At 55.4% G+C, this 26,572-nt stretch carries 18 protein-coding genes and 1 pseudogene; 11 read left to right on the plus strand and 8 right to left on the minus strand.

Going from position 1 to position 26,572, the window contains the following annotated elements:
- Positions 1-77: 77 nt before the first annotated feature.
- Complete coding sequence (locus MUN82_RS17475; protein WP_245092537.1) at positions 78-755, minus strand: hypothetical protein; 678 nt, start codon at positions 753-755, stop codon at positions 78-80.
- Between the two features lie 118 nt (positions 756-873).
- Positions 874-2,445 (minus strand): RNA polymerase factor sigma-54, encoded by a 1,572-nt coding sequence (rpoN, locus tag MUN82_RS17480; RefSeq protein WP_245092538.1) that lies wholly within the window; start codon positions 2,443-2,445, stop codon positions 874-876.
- 262 nt (positions 2,446-2,707) lie between these two features.
- Here rpoN and asnS point away from each other — a divergent pair, with 262 nt between their 5' ends.
- Both asnS and MUN82_RS17490 read left to right on the plus strand, forming a co-directional pair.
- Positions 2,708-4,105, plus strand: coding sequence for an asparagine--tRNA ligase (gene asnS, locus MUN82_RS17485; protein WP_245092539.1), 1,398 nt, complete (start codon positions 2,708-2,710; stop codon positions 4,103-4,105).
- Positions 4,106-4,299: 194 nt separating this feature from the next.
- Positions 4,300-4,875: an arylesterase gene (locus MUN82_RS17490; protein ID WP_245092540.1), complete on the plus strand. Its 576-nt coding sequence runs from the start codon at positions 4,300-4,302 to the stop codon at positions 4,873-4,875.
- A 152-nt stretch (positions 4,876-5,027) separates the two neighbouring features.
- On the opposite strand, the gene glgP is transcribed toward MUN82_RS17490, so the two are convergent.
- Both glgP and MUN82_RS17500 read right to left on the minus strand, forming a co-directional pair.
- Positions 5,028-6,680 (minus strand): alpha-glucan family phosphorylase, encoded by a 1,653-nt coding sequence (gene glgP, locus MUN82_RS17495; protein ID WP_245092541.1) that lies wholly within the window; start codon positions 6,678-6,680, stop codon positions 5,028-5,030.
- A 145-nt stretch (positions 6,681-6,825) separates the two neighbouring features.
- Positions 6,826-7,272, minus strand: a complete 447-nt coding sequence (locus MUN82_RS17500) for a ferritin-like domain-containing protein (protein WP_245092542.1) — start codon at positions 7,270-7,272, stop codon at positions 6,826-6,828.
- A gap of 216 nt (positions 7,273-7,488) precedes the next feature.
- Between MUN82_RS17500 and MUN82_RS17505 the strand changes: the two genes are divergently transcribed.
- From MUN82_RS17505 to MUN82_RS17525, 5 genes are all read left to right on the plus strand, one after another.
- Complete coding sequence (locus tag MUN82_RS17505) at positions 7,489-9,366, plus strand: glycoside hydrolase family 13 protein (RefSeq protein ID WP_245092543.1); 1,878 nt, start codon at positions 7,489-7,491, stop codon at positions 9,364-9,366.
- Between the two features lie 60 nt (positions 9,367-9,426).
- Positions 9,427-9,804 (plus strand): GxxExxY protein, encoded by a 378-nt coding sequence (locus tag MUN82_RS17510; protein WP_245097593.1) that lies wholly within the window; start codon positions 9,427-9,429, stop codon positions 9,802-9,804.
- An 83-nt stretch (positions 9,805-9,887) separates the two neighbouring features.
- On the plus strand, positions 9,888-11,717 hold the full coding sequence (locus MUN82_RS17515; RefSeq protein ID WP_245092544.1) for an alpha-amylase family glycosyl hydrolase: 1,830 nt from the start codon (positions 9,888-9,890) through the stop codon (positions 11,715-11,717).
- A gap of 136 nt (positions 11,718-11,853) precedes the next feature.
- Entirely contained in the window at positions 11,854-13,272 is a 1,419-nt protein-coding gene (locus MUN82_RS17520) for an MFS transporter (protein ID WP_245092545.1), read from the plus strand.
- Between the two features lie 171 nt (positions 13,273-13,443).
- Complete coding sequence (locus tag MUN82_RS17525) at positions 13,444-16,521, plus strand: M16 family metallopeptidase (RefSeq protein ID WP_245092547.1); 3,078 nt, start codon at positions 13,444-13,446, stop codon at positions 16,519-16,521.
- 104 nt (positions 16,522-16,625) lie between these two features.
- Here the strand turns inward: MUN82_RS17525 and MUN82_RS17530 are convergent, their stop codons facing one another.
- Positions 16,626-17,942 (minus strand): DUF2079 domain-containing protein, encoded by a 1,317-nt coding sequence (locus MUN82_RS17530; RefSeq protein ID WP_245092549.1) that lies wholly within the window; start codon positions 17,940-17,942, stop codon positions 16,626-16,628.
- Between the two features lie 308 nt (positions 17,943-18,250).
- Entirely contained in the window at positions 18,251-18,697 is a 447-nt protein-coding gene (locus tag MUN82_RS17535; RefSeq protein WP_245092550.1) for a carbohydrate binding domain-containing protein, read from the minus strand.
- Positions 18,698-18,927: 230 nt separating this feature from the next.
- On the opposite strand from MUN82_RS17535, the pseudogene MUN82_RS17540 reads away from it, so the two are divergent.
- The 3 genes and pseudogenes from MUN82_RS17540 to MUN82_RS17550 all read left to right on the plus strand — a co-directional run.
- Positions 18,928-19,605 (plus strand): annotated as a pseudogene (locus MUN82_RS17540) (DUF6311 domain-containing protein); the annotation flags it as partial.
- A 59-nt stretch (positions 19,606-19,664) separates the two neighbouring features.
- On the plus strand, positions 19,665-21,224 hold the full coding sequence (locus MUN82_RS17545; protein ID WP_511184977.1) for a DUF6311 domain-containing protein: 1,560 nt from the start codon (positions 19,665-19,667) through the stop codon (positions 21,222-21,224).
- 98 nt (positions 21,225-21,322) lie between these two features.
- On the plus strand, positions 21,323-22,306 hold the full coding sequence (locus MUN82_RS17550) for a glycosyltransferase family 2 protein (protein ID WP_245092553.1): 984 nt from the start codon (positions 21,323-21,325) through the stop codon (positions 22,304-22,306).
- A 19-nt stretch (positions 22,307-22,325) separates the two neighbouring features.
- Here the strand turns inward: MUN82_RS17550 and MUN82_RS17555 are convergent, their stop codons facing one another.
- The gene (locus MUN82_RS17555) at positions 22,326-23,771 is read right to left on the minus strand and encodes an energy transducer TonB (RefSeq protein WP_245092554.1); all 1,446 of its coding nucleotides are present in this window, start codon (positions 23,769-23,771) and stop codon (positions 22,326-22,328) included.
- 177 nt (positions 23,772-23,948) lie between these two features.
- On the opposite strand from MUN82_RS17555, the gene MUN82_RS17560 reads away from it, so the two are divergent.
- Complete coding sequence (locus tag MUN82_RS17560; protein ID WP_245092555.1) at positions 23,949-24,950, plus strand: hypothetical protein; 1,002 nt, start codon at positions 23,949-23,951, stop codon at positions 24,948-24,950.
- A gap of 57 nt (positions 24,951-25,007) precedes the next feature.
- Here the strand turns inward: MUN82_RS17560 and MUN82_RS17565 are convergent, their stop codons facing one another.
- Complete coding sequence (locus MUN82_RS17565; RefSeq protein WP_245092556.1) at positions 25,008-26,528, minus strand: OmpP1/FadL family transporter; 1,521 nt, start codon at positions 26,526-26,528, stop codon at positions 25,008-25,010.
- Positions 26,529-26,572: the final 44 nt, after the last annotated feature.

The raw sequence follows: 26,572 nt of genomic DNA on the forward strand, positions 1-26,572 counted from the left end.
CCCTTGTCTAAAGCTACGGTCTTGGTAGCATTTTCTGCTTTCCAGAGCCGCATTTACAAGTGGCAATGCCCTTTTTCCTACCCTTTGGGCCACGCCACCCCCACGCCTACCCCTACCACTAAGCTTATGCCCAGTGCCAGCCCCGCCCATACCTGAGCGGGCGTATGAGACTGGAGCTGCAGCCGGGCGCTAAGCACGGCGCCAGCTAGCAGGATGCTACCCAACAGCCACCAGAGAGCTTCCTGATCGGCAAGGCCGCTGAGTTGCAACAGGGCCAGCAGGCCTACAGCGCCCCCCACCCCCACCGCGTGGGCGCTAATTTTCCAGCGCAAAGAAATCAGTAGCGTCAGTAGCACGGCCATAGCCATGCCAGCCATCATATAGCGCAGCAACGCATCTACAGCGAAGCCAGTGCGCAAAAACAGCCAGGCCGCTACCCCAAAGCAGACAGCAGCCGCCAGAAAGGGCAGCGTGCGCTGCCGCCTGTCATACAGTTCCAGCGAGTCGATAACGCCTGCCCAGTACAAACCGCTTGTGCAGAGGGTAGGCAGCAGAAACGTAAATCCGAAAGCAACCCCTACTACCAACCATCGGTCGGGCAGTAGTGGGTAGAGTACTACGCCTGGCAACTGGTAGCAAACAATATAGTATAGATATGATGGCACCAATAGCGGGTGAAAAATCACCGATAACGCCAAAGCCAGGAAATTCTTCACGGAAGCCGGATTAAAGCCGAACACGAATGTACAGCTCAAATCCTAAAAAAACAGGATAAAGTACATTAGACAAAATAGTGAGGTGGTGAAATGGTGAGTTGGTCGTTTTGATTGCGCAATCAAAACGACCAACTCACCATTTCACTATTTCACCATCTTACAACTCTTTCCGTAGGCGGGCTACCGGGATGTTGAGTTGCTCGCGGTATTTGGCTACCGTGCGGCGGGCAATATTGTAGCCGCGGGCGTTCAACATTTTTTCCAGCTTATCGTCGGAAAGGGGGCGTCCTTTGCTCTCGCCGTCGATAATTTCCTTGAGAATGTGCTTTACCTCGCGTGAGCTGGCATCCTCGCCCGAGTCAGTAGCAATGCCTTCTGAGAAGAAGTACTTGAGGGGGTAGATACCAAACTCCGTCTGCACGGCCTTCGAGTTTACTACCCGGCTCACAGTGGAAATATCCATCCCGATTTCTTGGGCAATGTCCTTTAGGATCATGGGGCGCAGGCGACCTTCGTCGCCCTCGGCAAAGAAGTCCTGCTGGTAGCGCACAATGGCATCCATAGTGCGCAGCAGGGTTTGCTGGCGCTGCCGGATGGCATCAATAAACCACTTGGCCGAGTCGAGCTTCTGCTTCACGAAGGTGACGGCCTCCTTCATCTTTTTGTCCTTCTTAGAAGCCTTGTCGTAGGCTTGGAACATCTCCGTGTAGGCCGGCGACACGCGCAAATCCGGCGCGTTGCGAGCATTCAAGGAAAGGTGAAACTGACCGTTGTCGTTGGTCAGAATGAAGTCGGGGATGATGTATTGCACCTTGCCCATGCCTACCGGGCCGGAGCCGCCGGGCTTGGGGTTCAACTTCAGAATCAAAGCAATAGCATCCCGGATTTCCTCATCTTCCAGGTCCAGCTTCTGCTGAATACGGGCGTAGTGCTTCTTAGTGAACTCCTCGTAGGTTTCGGCCAAGATGCGCTCGGCGTTTTCCACGTCGGGGTCGGCGGGGCGGCGCTCCAGCTGCAACAGCAGACACTCCTGCAAGTCGCGGGCGCCAATGCCGGGCGGGTCAAACGACTGAATCAGGCGCAGCACGGTTTCAATCTCCTCGGTGCTAGCCTCCATGTTTTGGGAGAAAGCCAGATCGTTGGCAATGGCCGAGAGGTCGCGCCGGATGTAGCCGTCGCTGTCAATGGAGCCAATGAGTTGAGTACCGATAATGCGCTGCTTGTCCGAAACGGCTACAAAGCCCAGCTGGTCCAGCAGGCTATCCACCAGCGACGCCCCGTTATCGGCCAGGGGCATTTCACGGTCCTCGTCGGCGTCACCGGGGCCGTCGCCCTGCATTTTGTAGCCAGCTATTTCGTCGTCGTTGAGGTAGTCGCCCAGATCCACGTCGTCGCTGGTATCTTTTTCGGCCGTGGATTCTTCTATCTGAGGGAGCTCCAGCTCAGGCTGCTCCTCGGCCCGGTCGAAGTCCTCGTCAAGGGTGTTATCGTCGTTGTCGAACTCGGCGTCGGGGTCGTCGAAATCATCGTCGGCGTCGTCCTCGTCCCGGTCCTGCTCCTCGAAGTCGTCATCGGCATCGTCGCCCTCTTCCAGCGCCGGGTTCACCTCCAGCTCTTCTTTGATGCGGGCTTCCAGCTCGGCAGTCGGGATCTGCAGTAGCTTAATAAACTGTATCTGTTGGGGGGACAGCTTCTGCGAAAGAAGCTGTTTCATATCCAGTCGTTGCATACTCTTTCAGAAGCTTTCTTATCCTCGGCACAATGCTTGTGGCAGCTGTCAAATATATGCCTTTCTGTACTTTGGCATAGCCAAAAAAGTTGTGTTGGCTACCGCTATAGGATCATTCGGATTCTGCTCAGGACTTTGAGTAGAAAGCCCGCCGATAAGCCAAAATTTTACACAACGGCAGCGAATATGCTGCCTCGTACTGCTACCGCTGCTAAAACTTCTACCTTTGCGGCTCAGAACTTTAACCTGAATCTGAGTCCCGATGACTGTAAGAAGAACGAGCGTACAGACGCTGCTCGGCAGCCAGGAGCTGGAGCGCGAAGTAGTAGTGAATGGCTGGGTGCGCACGCGCCGCGGCAATAAATACGTGCAGTTCATCGCCGTGAATGACGGCTCTTCCATCCACAATATCCAAGTAGTAGCCGACGCCGAGAAATTTCCGGAGGAGTCGCTGAAAGACGTGACCACGGGTTCGTGCGTGGCCGTGCGCGGCCAGCTGGTAGCCTCGCAGGGCAAAGGGCAGGCCGTTGAAATTCAGGCCGCCGATATAACGGTGCTCGGGAAAGCCGATGCCGAAACCTACCCCTTGCAGAAGAAAGGCCACACGCTGGAATTTCTGCGCGAAATTGCGCATCTGCGCCCCCGCACCAACACCTTTGGAGCGGTGCTGCGCGTGCGCCACGCGCTGGCTTTTGCCGTGCACCAGTACTTCAACGACCACGGCTTCTACTACATCCACACGCCCATCATCACAGGTTCCGATGCTGAGGGTGCGGGCCAAATGTTCCGCGTGACCACTCTACCCGACCAAAACCCGCCTCTCACGGAGGATAAAACCGGCGTAGATTACAAGCAGGATTTCTTCGGTAAGCAAACAAACCTCACCGTATCGGGGCAGTTGGAAGGCGAAGTGGCCGCTATGGCGTTGGGGAAAGTATACACCTTCGGGCCTACTTTCCGGGCTGAGAACTCCAACACGGCCCGCCACCTGGCCGAGTTTTGGATGATAGAGCCGGAGATGGCGTTCTATGATTTGCAGGACAACATGGAGCTGGCCGAGGACTTCTTAAAGTACCTCGTGCGCTACGCCTTGGAGAAGTGCTCCGATGACTTGCAATTCCTCAATGACCAGTACGACAAGGAGTTGCTGGAGCGTTTGCGCTTCGTAGTAGACAATGATTTCCAGCGCCTCACCTACACAGAGGCGGTAGAAATTCTGAAGTCGGCCAAGAAGAAGTTTGAATTCCCGGTAGACTGGGGTACCGATTTGCAGTCGGAGCACGAGCGGTACTTGGTAGAAAAGCACTTCAAGAAGCCCGTTATCCTCACCGACTACCCAAAGGATATCAAGGCGTTCTACATGAAGCTGAACGACGACGACAAGACCGTGCGGGCGATGGACGTGCTGTTTCCCGGCATCGGTGAAATTATCGGCGGCTCGCAGCGTGAGGAGGACCTAGAGAAATTACGCGCCCGCATGGCGGCCATGCACGTGCCCGAAGACGAGCTGTGGTGGTACCTGGAGCTGCGCAAGTTTGGTACGGCGCCGCACGCCGGGTTTGGGCTGGGCTTCGAGCGTCTTATCCTATTCGTGACGGGCATGGCCAACATCCGCGACGTAATTCCTTTCCCGCGCTTCCCTAAAAACGCGGAGTTTTAGGTCACGTATTATCTTGATTTACAGCGTATTTCACGAATTTTGCAGACGATTATTAGCAGGCGGCTTCCTTCCGGGGGCCGCCTGTTTTATAATAACTCTACGAGGCTACTTTCTGGCTACTATCGCGCGCCAATATTTATTGATGTACCGACATAGGATGGCACCAATCCGGGTCGTACGCTTGTTTATTAGCTATGCAGAACATCATCTTTTTCGGCGACAGCCTCACGGCGGGCTACCAGCTGCCCGGTAGTGCTGCCTTCCCTTCTTTGATTCAACAGCGCCTCGACGCGCTTTCCCTACCCTATAAAACCTTTAACTACGGCGTAAGTGGTGAAACCTCTGCTGGTGGCCGACAACGCATTGGGAGTGTGCTGGCGCGGCAGCCCGTGGATGTATTTGTGCTGGCGCTGGGCGCCAACGACGGCCTGCGCGGTATTCCGCCCCGCGACACCATGCAGAATCTGCAGTTTATCCTGGATGAGGTGCACCGCCGCTATCCGCAGGCGCGGCGGGTGCTAGCGGGTCTGGAGTTTCCATTTGATCTGGGGCCCCTGGGTGGACACCAACTGGGCGCGTACGCTACGGAGTTTAAGGCGCTGTTCCGCACCCTGGCCGAGCGCAACCAGCTGGCCTTTGTGCCCTTCCTGCTGCGGGGTGTGCTGGGCCACCGCAACCTGAACCTCCCCGACGGCGTGCATCCGAATGCCCAGGGCCATAAAATCCTGGCCGATAACGTGTGGGAAGTGCTGGAGGAAGTGGTGAAATAGTAAGATGGTGAAGTAAAAAGCGCGTGTCATCCTGAGCTTGCGAAGGACCTTTTCACATCAGAACGATAATCGTTGTTACGACTCGTTCTCACTTGATAAGGTCCTTCGCTCTGCTCAGGATGACAAACGCTTTTTATTGCCTTACAACTTCACTATTTCACCTTATACAGCTTCTCGTAATACTCAGCAGCCATACGGTTTGACCCGAAGGCGGGCTCTACCTCGCGCATGGCGGTTTTCACGATTTGCAGGAATTTCTTCGGCTCTTGGTAGTACGTGGGTAGGGCTTCCTGCTCCAGCACATCAAGCAGGGAAGCAGCTTCGGAGTCGTCTTTCACCTTCTCCTCATTCTGCATATCCGCATGGGGAATCACAAAGCCGTTTTCGCCGTGGCGGATGAACTCTGGAATCCAACCGTCGGCGATGCTCAGGTTCACCGAGCCGTTCATGGCGGCCGTCATGCCGCTGGTGCCGCTGGCCTCGCGGGGGTAGCGCGGGGTGTTCAGCCACAGGTCCGAGCCCTTTTTCAGCGCCGCCGACAAGCCTAGCTCGTAGCCCGTGAGCACCGCACAGTTCTTGAACTGTCGGGTGGTTTTGATGATGTTGTTGAAGATGCCGATGGCCCCGAAATCTTTAGGGTATGGCTTGCCGGCCCAAATCACCTGAATGGGCTTCTCGGTATTCTCAATGATAACGCGGAACCGCTCAAAATCGCGCAGAATCAGGTCGGCGCGCTTGTAACCGGCGAAGCGGCGGGCCCACACCAGCGTCAGCACCTCGGGGTCAAAGAGGTTACCGGTCTGGTCGGCTACAATCTTGAATAGCTCCTGCTTTAGCTCTTTTTTGCGGGCTAGTAGGGCCTCGTCGTTGTCGGCTTCCAGGGCCGCGTGCAGGGCCTTATCGCGCCAGTAGGTGCCATTTTGGGCGTTGGTGATGGAGGTGATGGGGCAAATGCCCTCGTAGTGCCCCCACATTTCGTTGGCCACGTCGCCGTGCACTTTCGACACGCCGTTGGCAATGCGCGAGAAGCGTAAGGCCGTGAGCGTATAGTTGAGCTGCCCGTTTTCGACGCCCGCTACGCGCACCACCTCCTCGGTGGGCACGGGGCCAAAGAAACTCATTTTGGAAAGCAACGCTACAGGGTGCTCCTCGTTTCCAGCCAACTCGGGCGTGTGCGTGGTGAACACCAGGCGCTTTTGCACTTCCTCCAGGTTGCGACCAAACTTTTCGTAGAGGTAGAACGCCAGCGGCAGGCCGTGGCCCTCGTTGAGATGATACACATCCACCTTACGCTCAATGATATCCAGCAGCTTGCCGCCGCCTACCCCCAGCAGAATGCTTTGGGCCACGCGGGCGGCCGTGTCGGGGTCGTAGAGGTGGTGGGAGATGGTGCGCGAGAGGTAGTCGTTTTCCTCAATATCGGTAGTGAGGAAGAACATGGGCGCCGTACCAAACGTGTCGGGGGCCAGGTAGTAGGCCTTCACGTGCACGTCGGCATCGTGGATGGTGATGGGGAATACGATGCCCGTATCCTGCAAAAAGGAGTAGTACTTGTGCCGGAACTCAGCCTGCATCAGCTGGTTTTGGTCGCGGGTCTGGTCGTAGTAGCCATCGGTCCACAAGATGGCAATGCCTACCAGGTTCTGCTTCAGCTCATACACCGAGCGCATGTGCGAGCCGGCCAGGAAGCCCAGGCCGCCGGAGTAGGTTTTTAGCGCCTGATCGAGCGCAAATTCCATGGAAAAATACGCCGCCGAAGTTTCAAACTCGGGGTTAACAGGGTACATGTTCAGGTCAAAAGCCATGAAGAGAAAGTCAGGTGAAAGGGAACAGCCGTTTACCAACTGGTATAATCGGCGCGGCTAATATCTACAGATTCTGTTCAATAAAAAGCGGAAGTCAATCGATAGAATTGACTTCCGCTCACAACGGGAGAATAACCCGTAGGGTTTACGGGTGGCTTTGGCCACCCATGCTTTTGAGCTTATTATAGGTTTGTTGCGAAGCTTGGTACTGACGCTCTACGGCTTGCTGTACCGGTTGGGGTAGGTCGCCGCTGTCGAGCGCTTCTTTGTAGGCTTTCAAGGCCCATTCTTCGCCGTACACGTTGGAATCGAGGATGGCCTTTTCGTCTTTGCCCGTCACTGCCGACTTCACGTCCATCCAGCCACGAAAGAACTTGCCTTTGGTGGTGGTGCTGTCCTCGGCGTCGCCACCGTAGCTGCGGGCAAAGCCATTCAGCTCGTCGGCAAACTGCTGGCTCTGGCCTGCCAGCTGCTGGTAGTACGACTTGTGCTGCGAGTCTTTGGTGTCTTCGGCGGCAGTTTTGTATCCTTCGATGCGGTCGTTGACAAATTCGGTCAGCTCGTTGAGCGTGCTGGAAATATTGGAAGTCATAAGAACCAAAAGGTTAGCGGTGAGAAATTTAGAATACACCCTACCCTGCAAACTGCTGGTATTACGGGTAGGTTGAGACAACCCACAATCTTGTATTTAGCACAACAGTAGCCGATTGGCTTCCTTGGCTGCGATACCGAAACAACAGGTGCTGCCCATGGAACTACGTGCGCCTCTATGGGAAGCAGTATCTTGCATTGTAATTTCCCACACTGCATGAAAATTTCCCACCTACTCCTCGCTGCCCTGCTCTGTAGTAGCGCTGCCCCAGTGGCCTCCGCCGCTACTGTTACTGTGGAAGCAGCCAAGAAGGCCGCTCCCATTTCCCGCATCGACCCTACCTTTTGGTGGGTAGGGATGAAAAATCCCAAGCTGCAACTGCTGGTGCACGGCCCCGGCATTGCCGATAGCAAAGTAGCCCTGGCCGCCTACCCCGGTGTGACGATGGACGGCTTTCAGCGCTTGGAAAGCCCAAACTATTTGCTCATCAACCTCACCATCAGCCCCGAGGCCAAGCCTGGCAAGCTGAAGCTGAGCTTTGATGGCAAAAACAAAACGAAATACGAATACGAGCTGCGCGCCCGCGAAACCGATAAAGGCCGCGTACAGGGCGTAAATAGCTCCGACTTTATTTATTTCCTGATGCCGGACCGCTTCGCCAACGGCGATACGAAGAACGACGTCATCAAAACGGCCCGCGCCCGCACCATTGCCCGCGACTCAATGTATGCCCGCCACGGCGGCGACCTAAAAGGCATTGAGCAGCATTTCGACTACCTGAAGTCACTGGGTGTGACGGCCATCTGGCCTACTCCGGTGGTGGAAAATGACATGCCCAAGGCCAGCTACCACGGTTACGCCATGACGGACTATTACCAGGTAGACCCGCGTTACGGCACCAACGAGGAGTACGTACAGTTTGTGCGCAACGCGCACAAGAACGGCCTGAAGGTGATTCACGACGTGGTGCTCAACCACGTGGGCAGCCACAATTACCTGTTCCTCGATCAGCCGGCCAAAGACTGGTTCAACCGCTGGCCTAGCTTCACGCGCAGCAACTACAACTCGCAGGCCCTCAACGACCCCTACGGCTCGAAGCGCGACCTAGACCTGTATAACCGCGGCTGGTTTGACACCACCATGCCTGACGTGAACCAGAGCAACCCGCTGGTAGCCACCTACATCATTCAAAATTTCTTGTGGTGGCTGGAGTATACGGGCCTCGACAGCTACCGTATCGACACCTACCCCTACTCCGACCCGCAGTTCTTGATGGCCTGGAACAAGGCGCTGCTGGACGAGTACCCCCAGCTAGGTATGTTCGGCGAGGCGTGGGTAGGCAGCACGGCGCAGCAGGCATTTTTTGCTCAGAATATCTTCGAGCCGGTGGATGGGTTTAAGTCCAACCTGCCGGGCGTGCTGGATTTTCAATCACAAGGCGCTATCTGGGATGCGCTGAAGGAGAAAGGCAATGTAACCAAGCTATATGATGCCTTGCAGGGCGACTGGATGTACCAGGATGCCACCCGCAACGTGGTGTTCATGGATAACCACGACATGAGCCGCGTCTACTCTGTCATCGGCGAAAGCCTACCCCGCCTGAAGATGGGCTTTGCCTGGCTGCTGACTACCCGCGGCATTCCGCAACTCTACTACGGCACCGAGATTCTGATGAAGAACTTCTCGAACCCCGACGGTTTGGTGCGCTCCGACTTCCCCGGCGGCTGGAAGGAAGACAAGCGCAACGCTTTCACGCAAGCTGGCCGCACGCCCCAGGAAAACGAGGCCTACGAGTACGTGCGTACGTTGGGCACCTACCGTAAAACGCACCCCGTGCTGCAAACAGGTAAGCTGATGCAGTTTATACCACAGGACAACATCTACACCTACTTCCGCTACGACGACCAGGGCAACACTGTGATGGTGATGCTGAACGGCAACGACAGCGAAAAATCTGTGGACCTGACCCGCTTCGCGGAGCGCCTAAACGGGTATTCTGCTGCCTCGGATATCATGACGAAGGCCACTGTTTCAGATTTGAAATCGGTGAAAATTCCGGGATATACGGCGCTGGTGTGGGAGTTGAAGAAGTAAGCTTTAACCTGATTTTTTTAACCCGCAGAGGGCGCAGAGGGAAACGCAGAAGACGCTGTGATGCACGAAAATGATATTTCGTTTGAAATTCGGAAGGCAGCTTTTGCCATTCATACTGCATTGGGGCCAGGGCTATTGGAGTCGGTGTACGAAACGCTGATGCACCACGAGTTACGCAAGGTTGGGTTGGACGTAAAAACGCAAGTAGCACTACCTGTGCTCTACGATGGCCTGAAGTTAGAAAACGGTTTTCGGATGGATCTATTGGTAGAAAACAAAGTAGTGGTAGAGCTAAAGTCAGTGGAGACGCTTTTGGAAGTTCATCATATGCAGCTGCTCACCTACCTGAAACTGTCTGGACACAAGCTAGGCTTACTCATCAACTTCAACGTACCCTTCATCAAAGCCGGTATCTTCCGCAAAGTGAACGGCCTGTAAGCACACTGCGTCCTCTGCGTTTCCCTCTGCGCCCTCTGCGGGCTAAAAGTTGTTAGAACAATTGCCTTGCAAATACACTCCTCATGAAAACCCTTCTGCCAGCTCTGATCCTTACGCTCAGCCTGGCCGCCTGTTCCGCCTCTCAATCGCCTCAAGTTACCGAGCCTGTGTCTACAACTATCGACTCCAACACCACTGAAGAAACGCCCCAGGATCATAAGCTCATCATTTACCAAGTGATGACGCGCCTGTTCGGCAACAAGAACACCACCAATAAATTCTATGGCTCGGTGGAGGAAAATGGGGTAGGCAAGTTCAACGACATCACCACCCCAGCCCTACAAGCTATCAAGCAACTAGGCGTAACGCACGTGTGGTATACCGGCGTGCTAGAGCATGCCACCATGACCGACTACACCCACTACGGCATCCCCTTGGACGATGCCGATGTGGTGAAGGGTAGGGCCGGCTCACCCTACGCCATCCGCGACTACTACGACGTGGCCCCCGACCTAGCCGTGAATGTACCCCGGCGCATGCAGGAGTTTGAAGCCTTGGTGCAGCGCACCCACCAAAACGGCCTCAAAGTCCTCATCGACTTCATTCCCAACCACGTAGCGCGCAGCTATAAGTCGGATGTGCGGCCGGCGGGGGTAGTAGACTTGGGCGAGCACGACGACAAAACGCAGGCATTTAGCCCCAGCAACAACTTCTACTACATCCCGGGCCAGGCGTTTCGGGTGCCGGCAGGTTACAATCCGCTGGGTGAGTTGAAAGGCCCCGGCGAGGATAAGAAGTATCAGGAAGTACCCGCTAAAGCCACTGGCAATGACGTATTTTCGGCCACGCCTACCATCGACGACTGGTTTGAAACCATCAAGCTGAACTATGGCGTCGACTACGCCAACAACCGTCAGACGCACTTCGAGCCCATACCCGACACGTGGCTGAAGATGCGCGATATCCTGCTGTATTGGGCCAAAAAGGATGTGGACGGCTTCCGCTGCGACATGGCCGAGATGGTACCGGTGGAGTTCTGGGGCTGGGTGATTCCGGAGGTAAAAAAGGTGAAGCCTAGCATCATCTTCGCCGCCGAGATCTACAATCCGAAGCAATATCAGCACTACATCGAAGCCGGCAAGTTCGACTACCTCTACGACAAGGTAGGACTCTACGACGGCCTACGTCGCCTGATGTCCGGCCAGGGCACCACCAACGACATTACGCACGTGTGGCGGGAGGAAAGCCGTGGCTTTGCTGGTCACATGCTGCGCTTTTTGGAAAACCACGACGAGCAACGCATTGCCGCTAAGGAGTTTGCCGGCAACCCTCGCGCCGCCATCCCGGCCATGACCGTGACGGCTACCCTCGCCAACGGCCCCGTGATGCTCTACATGGGCCAGGAGGTAGGCGAGCCGGGCCGCGGCGCCAGCGGCTTCAGCTCCGACGACGGCCGCACCACCATCTTCGACTACTGGGGCGTGCCCGAGCACCAGAAATGGATGAACGGCGGCAAGTTCGACGGGGGCCAGCTCAGCGAAAGCCAGCGCCAGCTGCGCAGCTTCTACCAGCGCCTGCTCACGCTCACCAACCAGAGCGACGCCATCCGGCGGGGCCGCTTCTACGAGTTGCAGCAGGCCAACCAGAGCAGCCCCGGCTACAACCCGCAGCAGCTCTACGCCTACCTACGCTACACGGATAAGCAAAAGCTCTTGATTGTGGTCAACTTCAGCTCCAGCCAGAGCGCTCAAACGCAGGTGCAGATTTCGGCGGCGGCTATGCAGGCCATGGGCCTGGATACCAGCAAGTCTTACACCTACACCGACCTGCTCAATCAAGCGCCTTCCCTCGACAACCTAACGCTGACGCTGGCTCCGCAAAGCGCCCGCGTACTCGAAATAAAGGCGAAATAGCAATTTGCTATGCTCATATACTGTATGCCGGCTTTCTGCCTTCGAAGCAGAAAGCCGGCATTTTTGCGTAAAGTGTGTACCTTCAAAGTTGTGTTTGCAAACGATTTCGCGCAGCTTTTCACCCCCTTCAATTTTTATGGCTGGTAGCACCGCGGCGGCCCCTTCCGCTACCCACAACAAACCCCGACTCTCCTTCTGGCAGATCTGGAACATGAGCTTCGGCTTTCTGGGCATTCAATGTGGCTTTGCGCTGCAGAACGCCAACATGAGCCGGATTTTTGAAACAATGGGCGCCAATCCCGATGACCTGGCTTTTCTGTGGCTGGCGGCGCCCATCACGGGGTTACTGGTGCAACCCGTGATTGGTTACCTCTCCGACCGCACTTGGAGCCCGCGCTGGGGTAGGCGCCGGCCTTTTTTCCTGATTGGGGCCGTGCTGGCCTCGCTTTCCCTGCTGGTGATGCCCAACGTGTCGGCGCTGTGGATGGCCGCGGGCATGCTGTGGATTATGGATTCCAGCATGAACATTTCCATGGAGCCGTTCCGGGCACTGGTGGGCGACTTGCTACCCTCGGAGCAGCGCACGGCCGGGTTTGCGTTTCAAACCTTTCTGATTGGTATTGGGGCCATTATCGGCTCTTCCCTACCCTGGGTGATGACGCATTGGTTCAACGTATCGAACGAGCCGGTGCCGGGACACATTGCGCCGTCCTTGAAATACGCCTTCTACATCGGCGGCGCCATCTTCCTGCTGGCCGTGCTCTGGACGGTGTTCAACACCAAAGAATATCCGCCGGAAAACCTGGCCGAGTTTGAGGAAGAAAAGCGCCGCACTGCCGGATTTGCCAACGGCTTCCGCGAGTCGTTTATGGGCATCTTTCACATGCCCCACACCATGAAACAACTGGCCCTGGTGCAGTTCTTTACGTGGTTTGGGCTCTACGCCATGTGGATCTACACCACCCCAGCCGTCACCAGCCACATCTACCACACCACCGATACCAGCTCCAAGCTCTACAACGAAGGCGCTGACTGGGTAGGCATTTGTTTTTCGGTATACAGCGGCGTTTCGGCCATTTTTGCGCTGCTGCTGCCCGTGGTGGCGCGGTCTACCAGTCGCCGCTTCACGCACATGGTTTGCCTGCTGGCTGGTGGCGCTGGCTTGATTTCCATCTTCTTCATTCAGAACCCTACCCTCCTCATTCTGTCGATGATAGGGGTAGGCATTGGCTGGGCCAGCATCCTGTCGATGCCCTACGCCATGCTGGCCGGGGCCCTACCCGCCAACCGCATGGGGTATTACATGGGTGTCTTCAACTTCTTTATTGTGATTCCGCAGAGCATTGCCGGTCTTGTGCTGGGGCCACTTACCAAGCACCTGTTTCACGGCGAAACGGTGTATACGCTGGCACTGGGCGGTGCCTCGTTGCTGCTGGCTGGTTTGCTGTCGTTACGCGTGGATGATGCCGATGACATGCGTACCGTCGACGCAGAGCCCGTAACCCTACCCGCCACTGCGTACGAAGCGCCGGTAGAACTTGACCCGCGCACGTAATTCGCTAGTTTTACAGCTATTAAGTATACCAAAGAGCCCGACCTTTCACTTACTGAAAGGCCGGGCTCTTTGGTATACAGTTGCGCTTGCAGCCCTACGGGGTAGGATGTGTCTGTTTACCTTGTATCTTCCGACTGACTTTTAGAACATTCATTCCTTATTCTCTCCTGCATGATTCGCAAACAGCTTTGGCTACTGGGCCTGGGCGCTACGCTGGCCATCCAGCCGGCCGTGGCCCAGAAAAAGACACCCGTCACGACCCCCAAACCGCCTACCGTGAAAGCACCTGCCAAGGCTACTGCTGGCGGCGCCAAGCTGGTAGAGAAAGTGACCCGCAAAGGTTCCGAGCTGGTGATTCCCTACGAGAAGTACGTGCTGCCCAACGGCCTGACGGTGGTAGTGGCCGAAGACCATTCCGACCCACTGGTGCACGTGGATGTGACCTACCACGTGGGCTCGGCCAGGGAGCAGATTGGCAAGTCGGGCTTTGCGCACTTCTTTGAGCACATGATGTTTCAGGGTTCCGACCACGTGGGCGACCAGCAGCACTTCAAGCTGGTAACGGCTGCCGGCGGTACCCTCAACGGCTCCACCAACCGCGACCGGACCAACTACTACGAAACCGTGCCCAGCAACCAGCTCGAAACCGCGCTGTGGCTGGAGGCCGACCGCATGGGCTTCCTGCTGGATGCGGTGTCGCAAAAGAAGTTTGAGATTCAACGCGCTACCGTGAAAAACGAGCGTGGCCAGAACTACGACAACCGCCCCTACGGCTTGGCCCAAGAATACATTGCCAAGACGCTCTACCCCTACGGTCACCCCTACTCCTGGCTCACCATCGGCTACCTCGAAGACCTGGACCGCTCCGACGTAAATGACCTGAAGAACTTTTTCCTGCGCTGGTACGGCCCCAATAACGCTACCCTGACGGTAGGCGGCGACGTGAAAGCGGCTGAGGTAGTAAAGCTAGCCGAGAAATACTTTGGCCCCATCAAGCGCGGCCCCGAGGTGCAAAACCAGAAGCAGCCCGCTCCCGTGCTCACCCAGGACCGCTACGTGAGCTACGAGGACAACGTGCGCTTCCCGATGCTGCAAATGGTATTTCCTGCCGTACCCCAGAATCACCCCGACGAGATTCCACTAGATGCGTTGGCCGAAATTATTGGGCAAGGTAAGACCTCGTTGCTCTATAAAAATTTGGTGAAAGCCCAGAAATCTGTACAGGCGCAGGCCTATAATAGCACCTCAGAGCTGGGCGGCGAGTTTGTGATGATGGCCATCAGCTACCCTGGCAAAGGCCTGGACAGCACGCAAGCTATCTTGCGCAAAACGCTAACTGAGTTCGAGAAAACCGGCGTAACCGACGAGCAAATAGCCCGCTTCAAAGCCAGCAGCGAGGCCCAGGCCATCAACGGTCTGAGCAGCGTGGCTGGCAAGGTAAGCCAGCTGGCCGCCTATCAGACCTACGAAGGCAACCCCAACCAGCTGCCCGAGCAACTGCGCCGCCTACGTGCCCTCACCAAGGCCGATGTACTACGTGTGTACAACAAGTACATCCGCAGCAAAAATGCCGTGATTCTGAGCGTATTGCCTAAAGGGCAGATGGCTCTAGCCGCCGCAAAAGACAACTACACTGTATCGCAAGCTGGCTACAAAGCGCCCAACTACGGGTATGAGGGCCTAAAATATGTGAAGGCTACCGACACGTTTGACCGCAGCAAACAGCCTGGCGCCGGCGCCAACCCTGTGGTGAAGGTACCCGCTATCTGGCAGGATCAGTTTGACAATGGCCTGCGTTTGATCGGCACCAAGAATACGGAAATTCCAACCGTGACCATGCTGATGACCATTCGTGGCGGACATCGTCTGGAGCAGCAGAACCGCAATAAGGCTGGGGTAGCAGCCCTCACGGCCCAAATGCTGAACGAAGGCTCGGAGAAGTATACCAGCGAGGAATTCTCAGCTGCCCTCGACCGCCTGGGGAGCACCGTGAGCGTAAATTCTGGTGACGACAACACCACGGTGTACGTGCAGTCGCTCACCAAAAACCTGCCCGCTACCATGGCTCTGTTGGAGCAGCGCCTGCTGCACCCGCGCTTCGACCAAGCCGATTTTGACCGCCTGAAAAAGCAGACGCTGGAAGGCATTGCCAACCAGACCACCCAGCCCGTAGTCATTGCCAACAATGCTTACGCCCGCCTACTCTATAGCCCCGGCGACATTATGTCGGTGCCGGTGAGCGGCACCACAGCTACTGTTTCAGAGCTGACGCTGGACGACGTGAAGCAGTTTTACCAGCAGAACTATGCGCCCAACGTGAGCTATGTGACAGCAGTAGGCGACGTGGATCGGGCAGCGGTAGAAAAGTCGTTGGCTTTCCTGAAAACCTGGCCGCGCAAAGGTGTCACAATTCCGGCCGGCGAAAGAAACCAGCAGCCCGATAAAACCCGCATCTACTTCATCAATAAAGATGGCGCGGCACAGTCGGAAATCCGGGTGGGCTACCTCACGCCCCTCACCTACGACGCTACCGGCGACTACTACCGCGCCTACCTAGCCAACTACCTGCTGGGCGGTGCTTTCAACTCGCGCATTAACCTGAATCTGCGTGAAGACAAAGGCTACACCTACGGCGCCCGATCGGGCTTCTCGGGCACCCGCTACATTGGCCCCTACACAGCCTCGGCCGGTGTGCGCGCCGATGCTACGGCAGCCTCAGTAAAGGAGTTTATGAAGGAAATCACCAACTACCGCAACGGCATTACCGATGAGGAACTGGCGTTCCTGCAATCCTCGGTAGGCCAGAGCGATGCCCTGCGCTACGAAACCGGTCAGCAGAAAGCCGGCTTCCTGTCGCGCCTGGTGGAGTACGACCTGGCGCCCGACTACGTGACCAAGCAGAGTGAAATCCTGAAAAACCTGACCAAAGAAGACGTGCAGGCCTCGGCCCAAAAGTACCTGCCTGCCGACAAGATGTACATTGTGGTGGTAGGCGACCGGACCAAGGCTTTCCCTGGTCTGGCTGAGCTAGGCTACGATGTGGTGGAGTTGGATGCCAACGGCCAGCGCGTGACGCCTGCTGCTACTCCTGCCCCTACCGCCGAGGCTCCTACCGCTGCACCAACGGCCGCTCCTACGGATATAACCGTGAAAGACGGCCGCCGCAAGGCCAAAGCCAAGGATGACAAAGGCCGCAAAGTGAAAGTGAAGCACAAAGCCGGCGACGAGAAAACGGATACTGGGCAGTAAGTAGCTCGGCCAACAGTATGACCGCATAACACAAGCGCCCGGTTCCTCAGGAACCGGGCGCTTGTGTTATATACTAAAGCCTGCCCAACGGTCACTTTCTCAAATCAGGTTCTGTTGCCTTCCACTGCTACAGCTGGCGGTGTGGTACCAGCAACCAGCAACACCAAAAACAACGACGTGAATATACCAACTGAGGCCAGGTAGCTGTACGGAACCTGAATAAACGCATAAAACGTAATCAAATACAGCTTTAACACTAAGATAGCATACACTCGGTAGTCAGTACGAGGTGCACGCTGGCGCCAATACAGCCAACCGGCTCCCAACGTAATACATACAACTAGCACGAGATGCACCTTCTTGAGCAATCGTATGCGGTCAACTAGCTCGCCAGTACCAAAACGGTAGAAAAAGTTACCCAGGCCTACTCCATTATACAGATGGTAGGGCTTCCCCTGATTATTTAGATGAAGCCATTCGCCCACTGCCACATCCGTGTAAGCAGCCTGTACCCGCATAAACAGCCCCCAATCGTGCGACATAAAAGGCACTACATAGAACACGAGTATGCCAGCCGCTACTGTGCCCAACAGCAGTAGCGCACGTTGCCGGGACTCTTGAAAAAAGAGCAGGAAAAAGTAAAGCGGCCCCCAGACAACCAGCGAGAAGCGTGATAAAAGGCATAGTATAAGGGCGACGGCTTGCAAAGGCCATGAACGTAGTAGAATGCCCGTTAACAACAGAAAATAGTAGCCAATAATCATGCACTCTACCGTGAAGCCGAAAATGGAGGCCTCGGTACGTATGGTGGCGTAGGTGAGCACGAAGGGCAATGAAGCCAGTATGGCCGTGTTGTAGGCCGACTCGCGCAGCCGCGCTACTACTACCAGGTAGCCCGCTATGCCTACTGCGAGCAGGGCGCTACTCATCCAACGGTAGTCAAACCGCAGCCACTCAGGTAGCAGGTAAGGAAACCATGTTGCGGGCAAGTAGGTAGGCAAGGCAAAATAGCCCAGTTCCTGTGTAAAGGGTGTGTACACCTCCTCGTGCTGTAGAAAGCGCTTGGTATAGATACTGAGCGCCGGAATAATATCAGACGACGAAATCTGAATGAGATAATTATGAATTGCCTCCTGAACTTTGGTAGCGCAAAGCCACATGCCCAGACCAGCCACTATGGCTATTACCAGCCAGGAAGAGCGACCAGAAACGCTCGTCTGAGGCAACGACAGATTCCAGGGGCGGTGCCGCGTGTAATAATAGGTTGCCGCACAGGCCACTACGCCTGTTGCATACAGCAGCACTGGACTCAGGTAATAGCCAAATTCACTGCGCATCACAGTGAACAAGGACAGCTCAGCGGCCAGCAGCCAGTAAATCAGACGCCTCAGATTGGCAGGGTATTGTACTATCGAAAGCATAGGCACAGGAAAAGCAGAGTGAAGTAGGCGGCCTGCCTTGCATGATGCCGCCAGGGATGCACGCGCAACTGGGTAGTTTCTTTTGCCTCAGTAAGTAGTGCAAATGTTTTATCCGAAAACCGTCGGTTGTCAGTATGTATCTGGGCACCCATACCCCATCCCAGTGCGGTTGCTACCCATTAGGATGACGTATCCATAGTATGGTACGCACTCGCCAGTACGCAGCCCCAAGCCGATACCTGCGAAGATTGCGCGGCTCTGGCTAAAAGCACAGACTACTCAGCGCACGGCTGTTAGCTCCAAATCATCTAGGTAGGCCAAGTGGAATTTGCGCGCCACATATAAAAGAGCAGCTGGTTATCTGAAGTGATGTCTGCTGGCAGCGTTACCTCTTTAGACACTTTTACCCATTGATTGGGGCTGGTTACTAGTTCAGCCAAGTCAATCTGCTCAAAAAACAAGACGGTATCATCCTCCGCCGAGCGCACCACTTTAAGGCTCAGGGTCACGTTGCTGAGCTGCGTCAGGTACACCCAGCCCGAGAGCCGGACTTTAGAGAAACGACCGGCCGACAAAGTCTCCAATGTATTAGTATATGTTAGACTGTACTCATTCTGCTGATCAGTTTTTATCGACCACTGGCCGGAATGGGCTCTTTCTTTGGTCAGGCTGGAGGTAGCCGGCAGCCACCCCGACAACGCCTCAAAATCATTGAAAATAAGCTGATTTCTATCCTGCTTATCAGTATCAGACACACAAGCAGTAAATAGTCCTGCCAAAGAAACCATCAGTAGCAAACAGCGCATACTTCCCAACATAAAAAACACAGGATAGTCAGAAATGCAAATATAGAGGAGAAACCCACGCCGGTCCGTTTCGGAGCCAATGGGCTGAATAGCGTAATTTTGACGAATCTATCCATTCCTACCATCAACAGCTGCGCTACCTAGCCAGCTGTCTATTCAGATAGCTGTACTTTTTCTGCATGAATAACTTTGGTTATAGCGCACGCTGGCGCGACCTACTTAGCGTAGGCTTTCTGTCCTTTCTGCTCATCGCGGCGCTTTTTCCGTTCGTTCTAGCCCACCCCAATGACTACTTTTTCCTGACGGGTGGTGATGCACTTCAAAGTCATTATGCCACGGCGTTCTACGCGCTACATGATCATGGCGTACGGTTTACGGGCATGAATTATCCGTACGGCGAGCATTTCAATTACCCCAACCTGCAGCCGCTGATTGCGCTAGTGATGAACTGGCTACAGCAAGCAGGCATTCCGGCGGCGCGGCATACGGTAGCCATTACCAATCTAGTGGCGTTGCTTGGGGTAATGGTAACTCCCGTAGTCCTCTTCTCTATTCTGCGGCGGTTGTCGCTCCCGGTGGGGTATGCCATGCTAATGGCTTTATTGATAGGTTACCTATCCCCGCAAATTGATAGGCTGGGTGGGCATATGTCACTGAGCTATACCTGCTTTGTGCCCATGCTTTGGTACTGCATCATCCGAATGCAGGAAAACCCCTACCAGTGGCGCTGGTATATACTCTTCGGGATAGGTAGTATACTGATGGGATTAGTGATGCTGTATTTTCTGGCGTGCGGCAGCTTTTTCCTACTCGGTCATATAGCAGTGCTCTACTGGCGCCAGCCACGTGCTTGGGTGCTGCTGCGCCGTATGCTGCTGGCAGCCTTACTACCCTTGCTGCTGTTCAGAGGGTGGTTGTGGCTTACGGATACTGTTGCCGACCGCCCCCCCAATCCGTATGGTCTCTTCACTTATGTAGCCACGCCATTAAGCGTATTTTCACCCATTTTACCCCCCTGCGCAACTGGTGGCAGGCCATTTTTCATACGTCAGATCCGCATTTTGAGGGGTGGGGCTATGTGGGTCTTGTAGCCACGGGCGTCTTTCTGGTCTGGTTGCTACAAGTGCTGTTGCGGGTCATTCGTCGACGGCCCATGACTTTCGCTACTTCTACAACGCCGCTTTTCCTGCAAAATGGCTTGTGGGCAGCCAGCTTGCTTTTACTGTTATCGTTTGGGCTGCCATTCATCCTGCCAGGTTTTAGATGGCTGGTAGACTACTCTGGACCATTCAAGCAGTTCCGCTCGTTAGGTAGGTTTGTCTGGCCGTTCTACTATGTGTTCACTACATATACTGCTTATTATATATATCAGCTGTATAGCAGGCAGAAACAGCGCCAGCCGCTGCTAGCAACCGCGTGGTTGGCAGCCCTGCTGCTGGTTTGGGCCGGTGAAGCCTGGATAAACATCAACACCAAAGCCGAGTCCGTAGCGCAGGGTTCTGGGGCCTTCACTTTTCTGGACCCTAGCACTAGTATCACGCAGGGCCTAAGCTGGGCACACCGCCAGCCGTCAGACTTTCAGGCTATCCTGCCCCTACCCTACTTCAACATGGGAAGCGACAAGATTGATCTTAGTGGCTCCCCCACCTCCATTTTTCAGGCCGATAAAATTTCGTACGCAACGGGCCTACCCCAGCTCTCCAGCTATGTTTCGCGGGCCTCGGTGGGCCAGGTGCTCGAGCACACGCAACTATTCAGCTCTCCCCTTATTCCAAAAGCCCTGCTGAAAAAGTTTCCTTCTCAAAAACCTATTCTATTGGTAGTTACCGCCACCGATCTGCCTCCAGCACAAAGACGCTTGTTGAACGTAGCAACACCACTGGTGAATGTGAAGGAAGGAATGCTTTTTGAGCTTCCCCTGGAGGTGCTGGGTGCCACCACGTACGAGCAGGAGTATCAAAAAGCGCTAAAGCTCTGGCCAACACTACGCACTCGCCCCGATGGGTTGCGCACTACCACTGGCCGCGCTGTACTCTATCAGCCCTTTGCCAATGGCACGTCCCAGCAGGGGCGCCTGGCAGCTGGTGCCTTTTGGGAGCCGCTCGATAAGTTTTCTGTGCTGTATGATGGTCCTTTTCCGAGCCCAACCGATACGGGCAGGTATGAAATCAGCGTTTGGGTGAATGGTAAAATGGAGTATGGCCTCGGGAATATGCAGGTCAAACAGTTTGGAGCTGCTAATGAAGTGCTCGATCATCAGGTTGCAGACGGACGGGTATGCACCGAAATAGATGGCGACTGGCTACGTATGGCAATTCCTGTGCAACGGCAGCCGGGAACACAGCGCTTGGAGGTGCTTTACCAGAGCCGCGATTTGCTGGCCGATGACCTACTCATCCGTCCCATGGATACAGATGTATACTGGCGCGACCCCAGCGGCAAGCTGATTATGAACGGGTATCGGCTGCAGCGCTAACACGATACTCCTGAAGCCATGAACCATCTGTCTGACGTGGTGCTGGCGTGCGTTTACTTACTGTTATTTGCCTGAGCACCCGTATTTTTCCTTCTGCTGTGGACCTCTCGATTATCATCCCTATTTACAATGAGGAGGACAACATTCAAATGTTGTACAACCGGCTGAGTGGGGTGCTGGCTCTGCTTGAGCGTTCCTACGAGCTGATTTTTGTGAATGACGGCTCCCGCGACCAGTCGCTGCGCCTGGTTAAAGATCTTTCGGAGCGCGATGCCCGCGTGCGCTTCATTGATTTCAGCCGCAACTTCGGGCACCAGATTGCCGTCACGGCTGGGCTGGATTTAGCGCAAGGCGAAGCGGTAGTGATTATTGATGCCGATTTGCAGGATCCGCCCGAGCTGATTCCGCAACTCTACCAAAAACTGCACGAAGGCTATGAGGTAGTATATGCCCGTCGCCGCTCACGCCAGGGCGAAAGCATTGCTAAGAAGTTCACCGCCAAGCTTTTTTATCGTATTCTGGCCAGCATCACCAGTATATCCATTCCCGTAGATACCGGCGACTTTCGCATTATATCCCGCAAGGTGGTAGATGCCCTCAAGCAAATGCCGGAACAAAACAAGTTTATTCGCGGGCAGATTTCCTGGATTGGCTACCGCCAAACCTACCTCGAGTATGATCGAGCCGAGCGGGCCGGCGGTGCTACCGGCTACACCTATAGCAAAATGATTCGGCTGGCACTAGACGGCATCACCGGTTTTTCTAATGCCCCCCTGAAGTTTGCCACTATCAGCGGGTTCGTAGTATCGGGTATTGCCTTTATAGTAATGCTTTACACACTCTACGAGCGGTTTGTAGCGCACGACTACCAGCCAGGCTGGGCTTCGCTGATGGTGAGCATTCTGTTTCTGGGTGGGGTGCAGTTGATTGCGGTGGGTATTATCGGAGAATACTTGTCGCGGCTGTCGGCCAACGTGCGCCAACGCCCACTCTACATTATTTCTGATACCAACATCCCAGCTACCAGTATCGCGCCTGCGGCTAACCCTGCCACGCACCCCGGTCCCGTATTTCCATCGTAGCGAGTGGCCGGCTATTCGTTCATTCCAGTTCCTGTACCAGCTTTTCCAACTCGGCCAGCGTAGTTTCGCGGAAGCTGAGCGGCTCATTGCTGTGGCGCCCCGTCGTGATTTCCCGTACTGCCACATAGGGTGTACCGCTCATGTAGCGAATTCCCAGAAGGGCGGCTTTTTTGTTGGCGGGCACGTCTACAAACTCATAGCCTGTCTCAGTGGGTTGCCCCAGCACAATGGTTGCCGCATCGTGTAGCACCAGCCGTACACTGGTATGCGTGTCGGGCTCCACAGTGGCCGTGAGGGTAGTCACGGATTCGGCTGCGGGACGCGGCCGTGCAGCTGCTACCCATCCCAGCTGCCCTACCCGAAAGGCCTGCCGATCAGTGGCTGGTATTTCGGCGTCGGCTTCTGGGGTCGTTGGCGCGGGCGCACTAGTGGAGTCGGCGCTGGCCAGCAAATCGGGTGCGTCGGGTAGGGTAAAGCGGATGGGCACCAGCATTTTCACCTTCACAAAGCGGCCCTCCCGCTGACCGGGCGTCCAGCGGCCCGAGCTTTGCCGCAGCACCCGCAGGGCTTCTACATCGAAGGCGCTACCCAGACCACGCAATACTTTGGGCGTCAGTACCCGCCCGGCCTCGTCAATCACTGCCGATACATAGACGGTGCCCTGCGTGTGGCTGTCGGCCGCAGCAGTAGGGTAGCGTACTAGCTTGTTCAGGGCCGCCGGGCCGCTCTCATACATAGGCATGGGTTGGGCTTCGGAATAAATCTGATTGTCCACTACCGACTCCGGGCCGGCGGCCACCCACCGGATAGGCTGACGACGCCCGCCGCGCCCATGATACAGTTGCGCAGTTGCTCTGGTTGCCGCGGGCAACTCCACTTGCACAGTGTGCCCCTCGGCCAGGTGTAGTGGTTGGCCACTACCCGTAACATGCACCAAGACTGCCCCACCCGGTATCATCAGCTGGTCATCGGTGGTTTCGGATACGATGTTGGAGAGCAGCCTATCGGCCAACCCGTAGCACTCCTTTAGCTCCACGAACACAGGCCCACGGGCAGGCTCCCCACGCGAGTTGACCAGTGCACCCGCCGGAATACGCACTACGGTACCTTCCCTACCCCGCACTTCGGCTAGCTGGGTAGGGTCTATCTTATGATATTCGCTAGCCTTAAGGGTAAGGTCGTAGAGGCGTGCTTCGGCAGGGGGCGGAGCAGCCGTATCGCGGGGAGCCACGGTGCGGCGCCCGGCACCAGGCCGTATGAGCGGCGCATTGGCTTGCGTGGGGTGCTCTACCCGGTGCCAAGTCAGCGCATCAGAGCGGCGGGGCGTAGAAGCAGGCAGCGTATCAACGGGCGCTGAAGTTTCGGTGCTGTCTGCCTCTGTGTGGGACGATGTATCGGATTGACAGCTAGGCAACAGCAAAGAAGCGAAGCAGCCAAGTAGCAATAAATGACGAAGGGTAGGCATCGGGCAAAATAACGGCTTCTGTAGCTATTCTAATATAAACGCAGCAAACATGTTGGCCCAAGCAGGTACAGCGCCCGGCAGACTACCCGGCCGTTTTGTGCGTTAAGGGTCGGCAGGCTAGCTCCTTGCGCCACGGTAGCGTAAGTCTGCGCGCTGCTGCCGACCTTTATACCCGTTATGCTTCTACGCTTTTCTTCATGGCTGATGCTGGGCACGCTGCTCACCGCCTGCCAGCCCGATCTGGAGTCGGGACCATTGCTCGATTTTGTGGGTGGCTCTCGCTACACGGCCTACACGCGCGTCATCAATACGCCAGCCGATACGCTCACCTTTAAAATCTTCGCGGCTACTACCAAGGCGCAGGGCAATGATACCACGAAGGCGCCTAAGCTTACGAACATGAAAATTTTGGTGACGTACAGCCCACGCATTACGCCCATTGACTATCAGAACCTGACAGCGCCTAACCTCCAGTATCCGTATGGTGACCCTACTACCCTCACCGTATTCGATCAGAAGATAGAACGCCGCACATTTGCGTTTCAAAACACGTTCAGCACGCGCTCTACCCCTGGTCGCGAAACCTGGAGGTTTGATAGTACAGATGATGAAGGACATACAAGCACTACCAGCTTCCAGATTACGGTGCGGCCATCTACCAGCGACTCTACCCTCACTTACCACCGCTACACGGTAGGATTGCAGGCGCCGCGTACATTCACCAGTCGTTCCTACCTGGCTTTACTGCCGGGCCTCACGTTTCCGCGCTATATCGGCTCTGGTACCGATTCTCCTGGGACTGCTTATTCGGATATATACAGGCTGATTGATTTAGTCTACCTTCCCGGAGCCGATAACTCCATTGTATTGGCTTCGCCCTCGGCAGTGCCTACTCAACTCAGTCCGTTGTGGCCAACGGATAGCACAACTCGCCGCACCACGCGTCTGCGCAATACGAACCTAAACGCCAGCACCTTTGCTGCAGCTGCCTCGCCCGCCGACCTCACAGCCGCTTACACTGCGGGCACTTCTCCTGCCGCCACCCGTACCGAGAATTTAGTGAAAGGGCGCGTGTATGCCTTCCGAACCCAAGGCGGCCAGTTTGGACTGATTTATGTGGAAAATATAATCACCACGCCTATCCCGGCAGCTAGGCTACAGGTACACATCACGAAATAACAAAAAGGCCGCTGCGAATATCGCAGCGGCCTTTTTAATACTCTTGTAGCCCCACCCTTAGAAGGTCGTTCCGATGGTGAGGGAGGTAGTGAACCGGTTGGAATCAATGCTTACGACAGGCTGGTCGCCGGCATTGAGCACGTAGGGCGAGTAGTAGGTATTGGCCGATTTATACACGCCGGCTACATCCAGAAAGAAGTTTTGCTGCCGCAGTCCTAAACCTACCGTGTAGTAGTTCTGCGTACGGTCGAAGTCGTTGGCGCGGTATGGGTCGCCGTAGCGGGCATAGCCTAGGCGGAACCGGAATGCTTCGTAACGCGCCTCACCCCCAAACCGCAGGTTGACGGTGGAGCGGTACAAGTCACTGATGTATTGGTTGGTACCCGAGTAGTCGTAGCCAGCTACGGTACCGTTGGCAGTGGCATTATCGCGGAAACGAGGTTGGGAGTAATCGACATACTCTATATCACCCGTCAGGAAGCCGTACTTACCTAGTAGAACTGCTACCCCACCATTTGCCCGGAAAGGCGTCGTCAGGTTATAGGAGAACTGCTGACTACCCGTTTGCGCATCGCCCCGAGAAATGGTTCGCACTACGTTTCCGTTGTTATCCAACTCAGACAGTGGCGGATTAAACTGCGCACTTAGCTGTGTGCTGTACGTGTCTGTCAGTCGGTACCAGGTAGGCGTTTGCACCGATGCCCCGATGCGCACTCTATCCGTAGCACGATAGATAGCTCCAATGCGAGCATTGAAACCGGTACCGCGTGTTTGTATAAAGTCGCGCAGATCGACATTTACGTCACTGGTCGTTTCGTAGAAGTTGCGCGTCATGTCGTAGCGCGTACTCACCACCCCAATTGCGCCACCAATGTATAGTTTGTCACGGTAGCTGGCTCCGTAAGCAAAATCATACTGCGACTGCGAACCGGTGGTCTGCGTAGTTTCCCGCTGCACAATCGGACCAGTACGGTTGACGGTAGACACACCATCATTATTCTCCAGGTTCGTTAGATAAGCCCCATACGCCAACCCATCCAAGTCGACGTAGGCATTATCGACGAACTGATCATCTATTTCCTGATTGGAAATGCGTGATTCCCGCAACCGTTGAAACAGTGACTGTTGGTCACCGATAGTGCCGGAATAGACAGAGTTCTGGTTGAAGTCGTTGATGCGGGTAACGCCTATACCAAAAGAGCCTGCCCGCCAATCTGAGGTATTGTCGCTATCAGGACGTCGGTTTGTAAAAATCAGTCCTACGTTTCCAATGTGCAGGCTATTACGGGAATCGGTGAGGCTGCCGCTACCCTGCAATGCGCTGCTGGTGTTGCCAACCCCAAATCCGGGCGTGAAGCTTACTTCTGAACGCTGGAATAAGCCCAGACCGGCCGGGTTGCTGCTCAGGTTACCAATATCTGCTCCCAATGCTACGTTGGCACCACCGATTCCGAGCGTACGGGCGCCGCCGCCAAATTGCAACTGAGAATACCGCAAAGCGTCAATTTCGCTTTGGGCAAAAGCGTGGCTGGCCCAGCCCATAAAAGCCAAGCCTAACCAATATTTCGCGTTTTTCATTCAGGAAAGAAAGGAAAATGAGATACCTACACGCGTAGGCTCGG

The organism is Hymenobacter aerilatus, assembly GCF_022921095.1.
GTDB classification, from domain to species: Bacteria; Bacteroidota; Bacteroidia; order Cytophagales; family Hymenobacteraceae; genus Hymenobacter; species Hymenobacter aerilatus.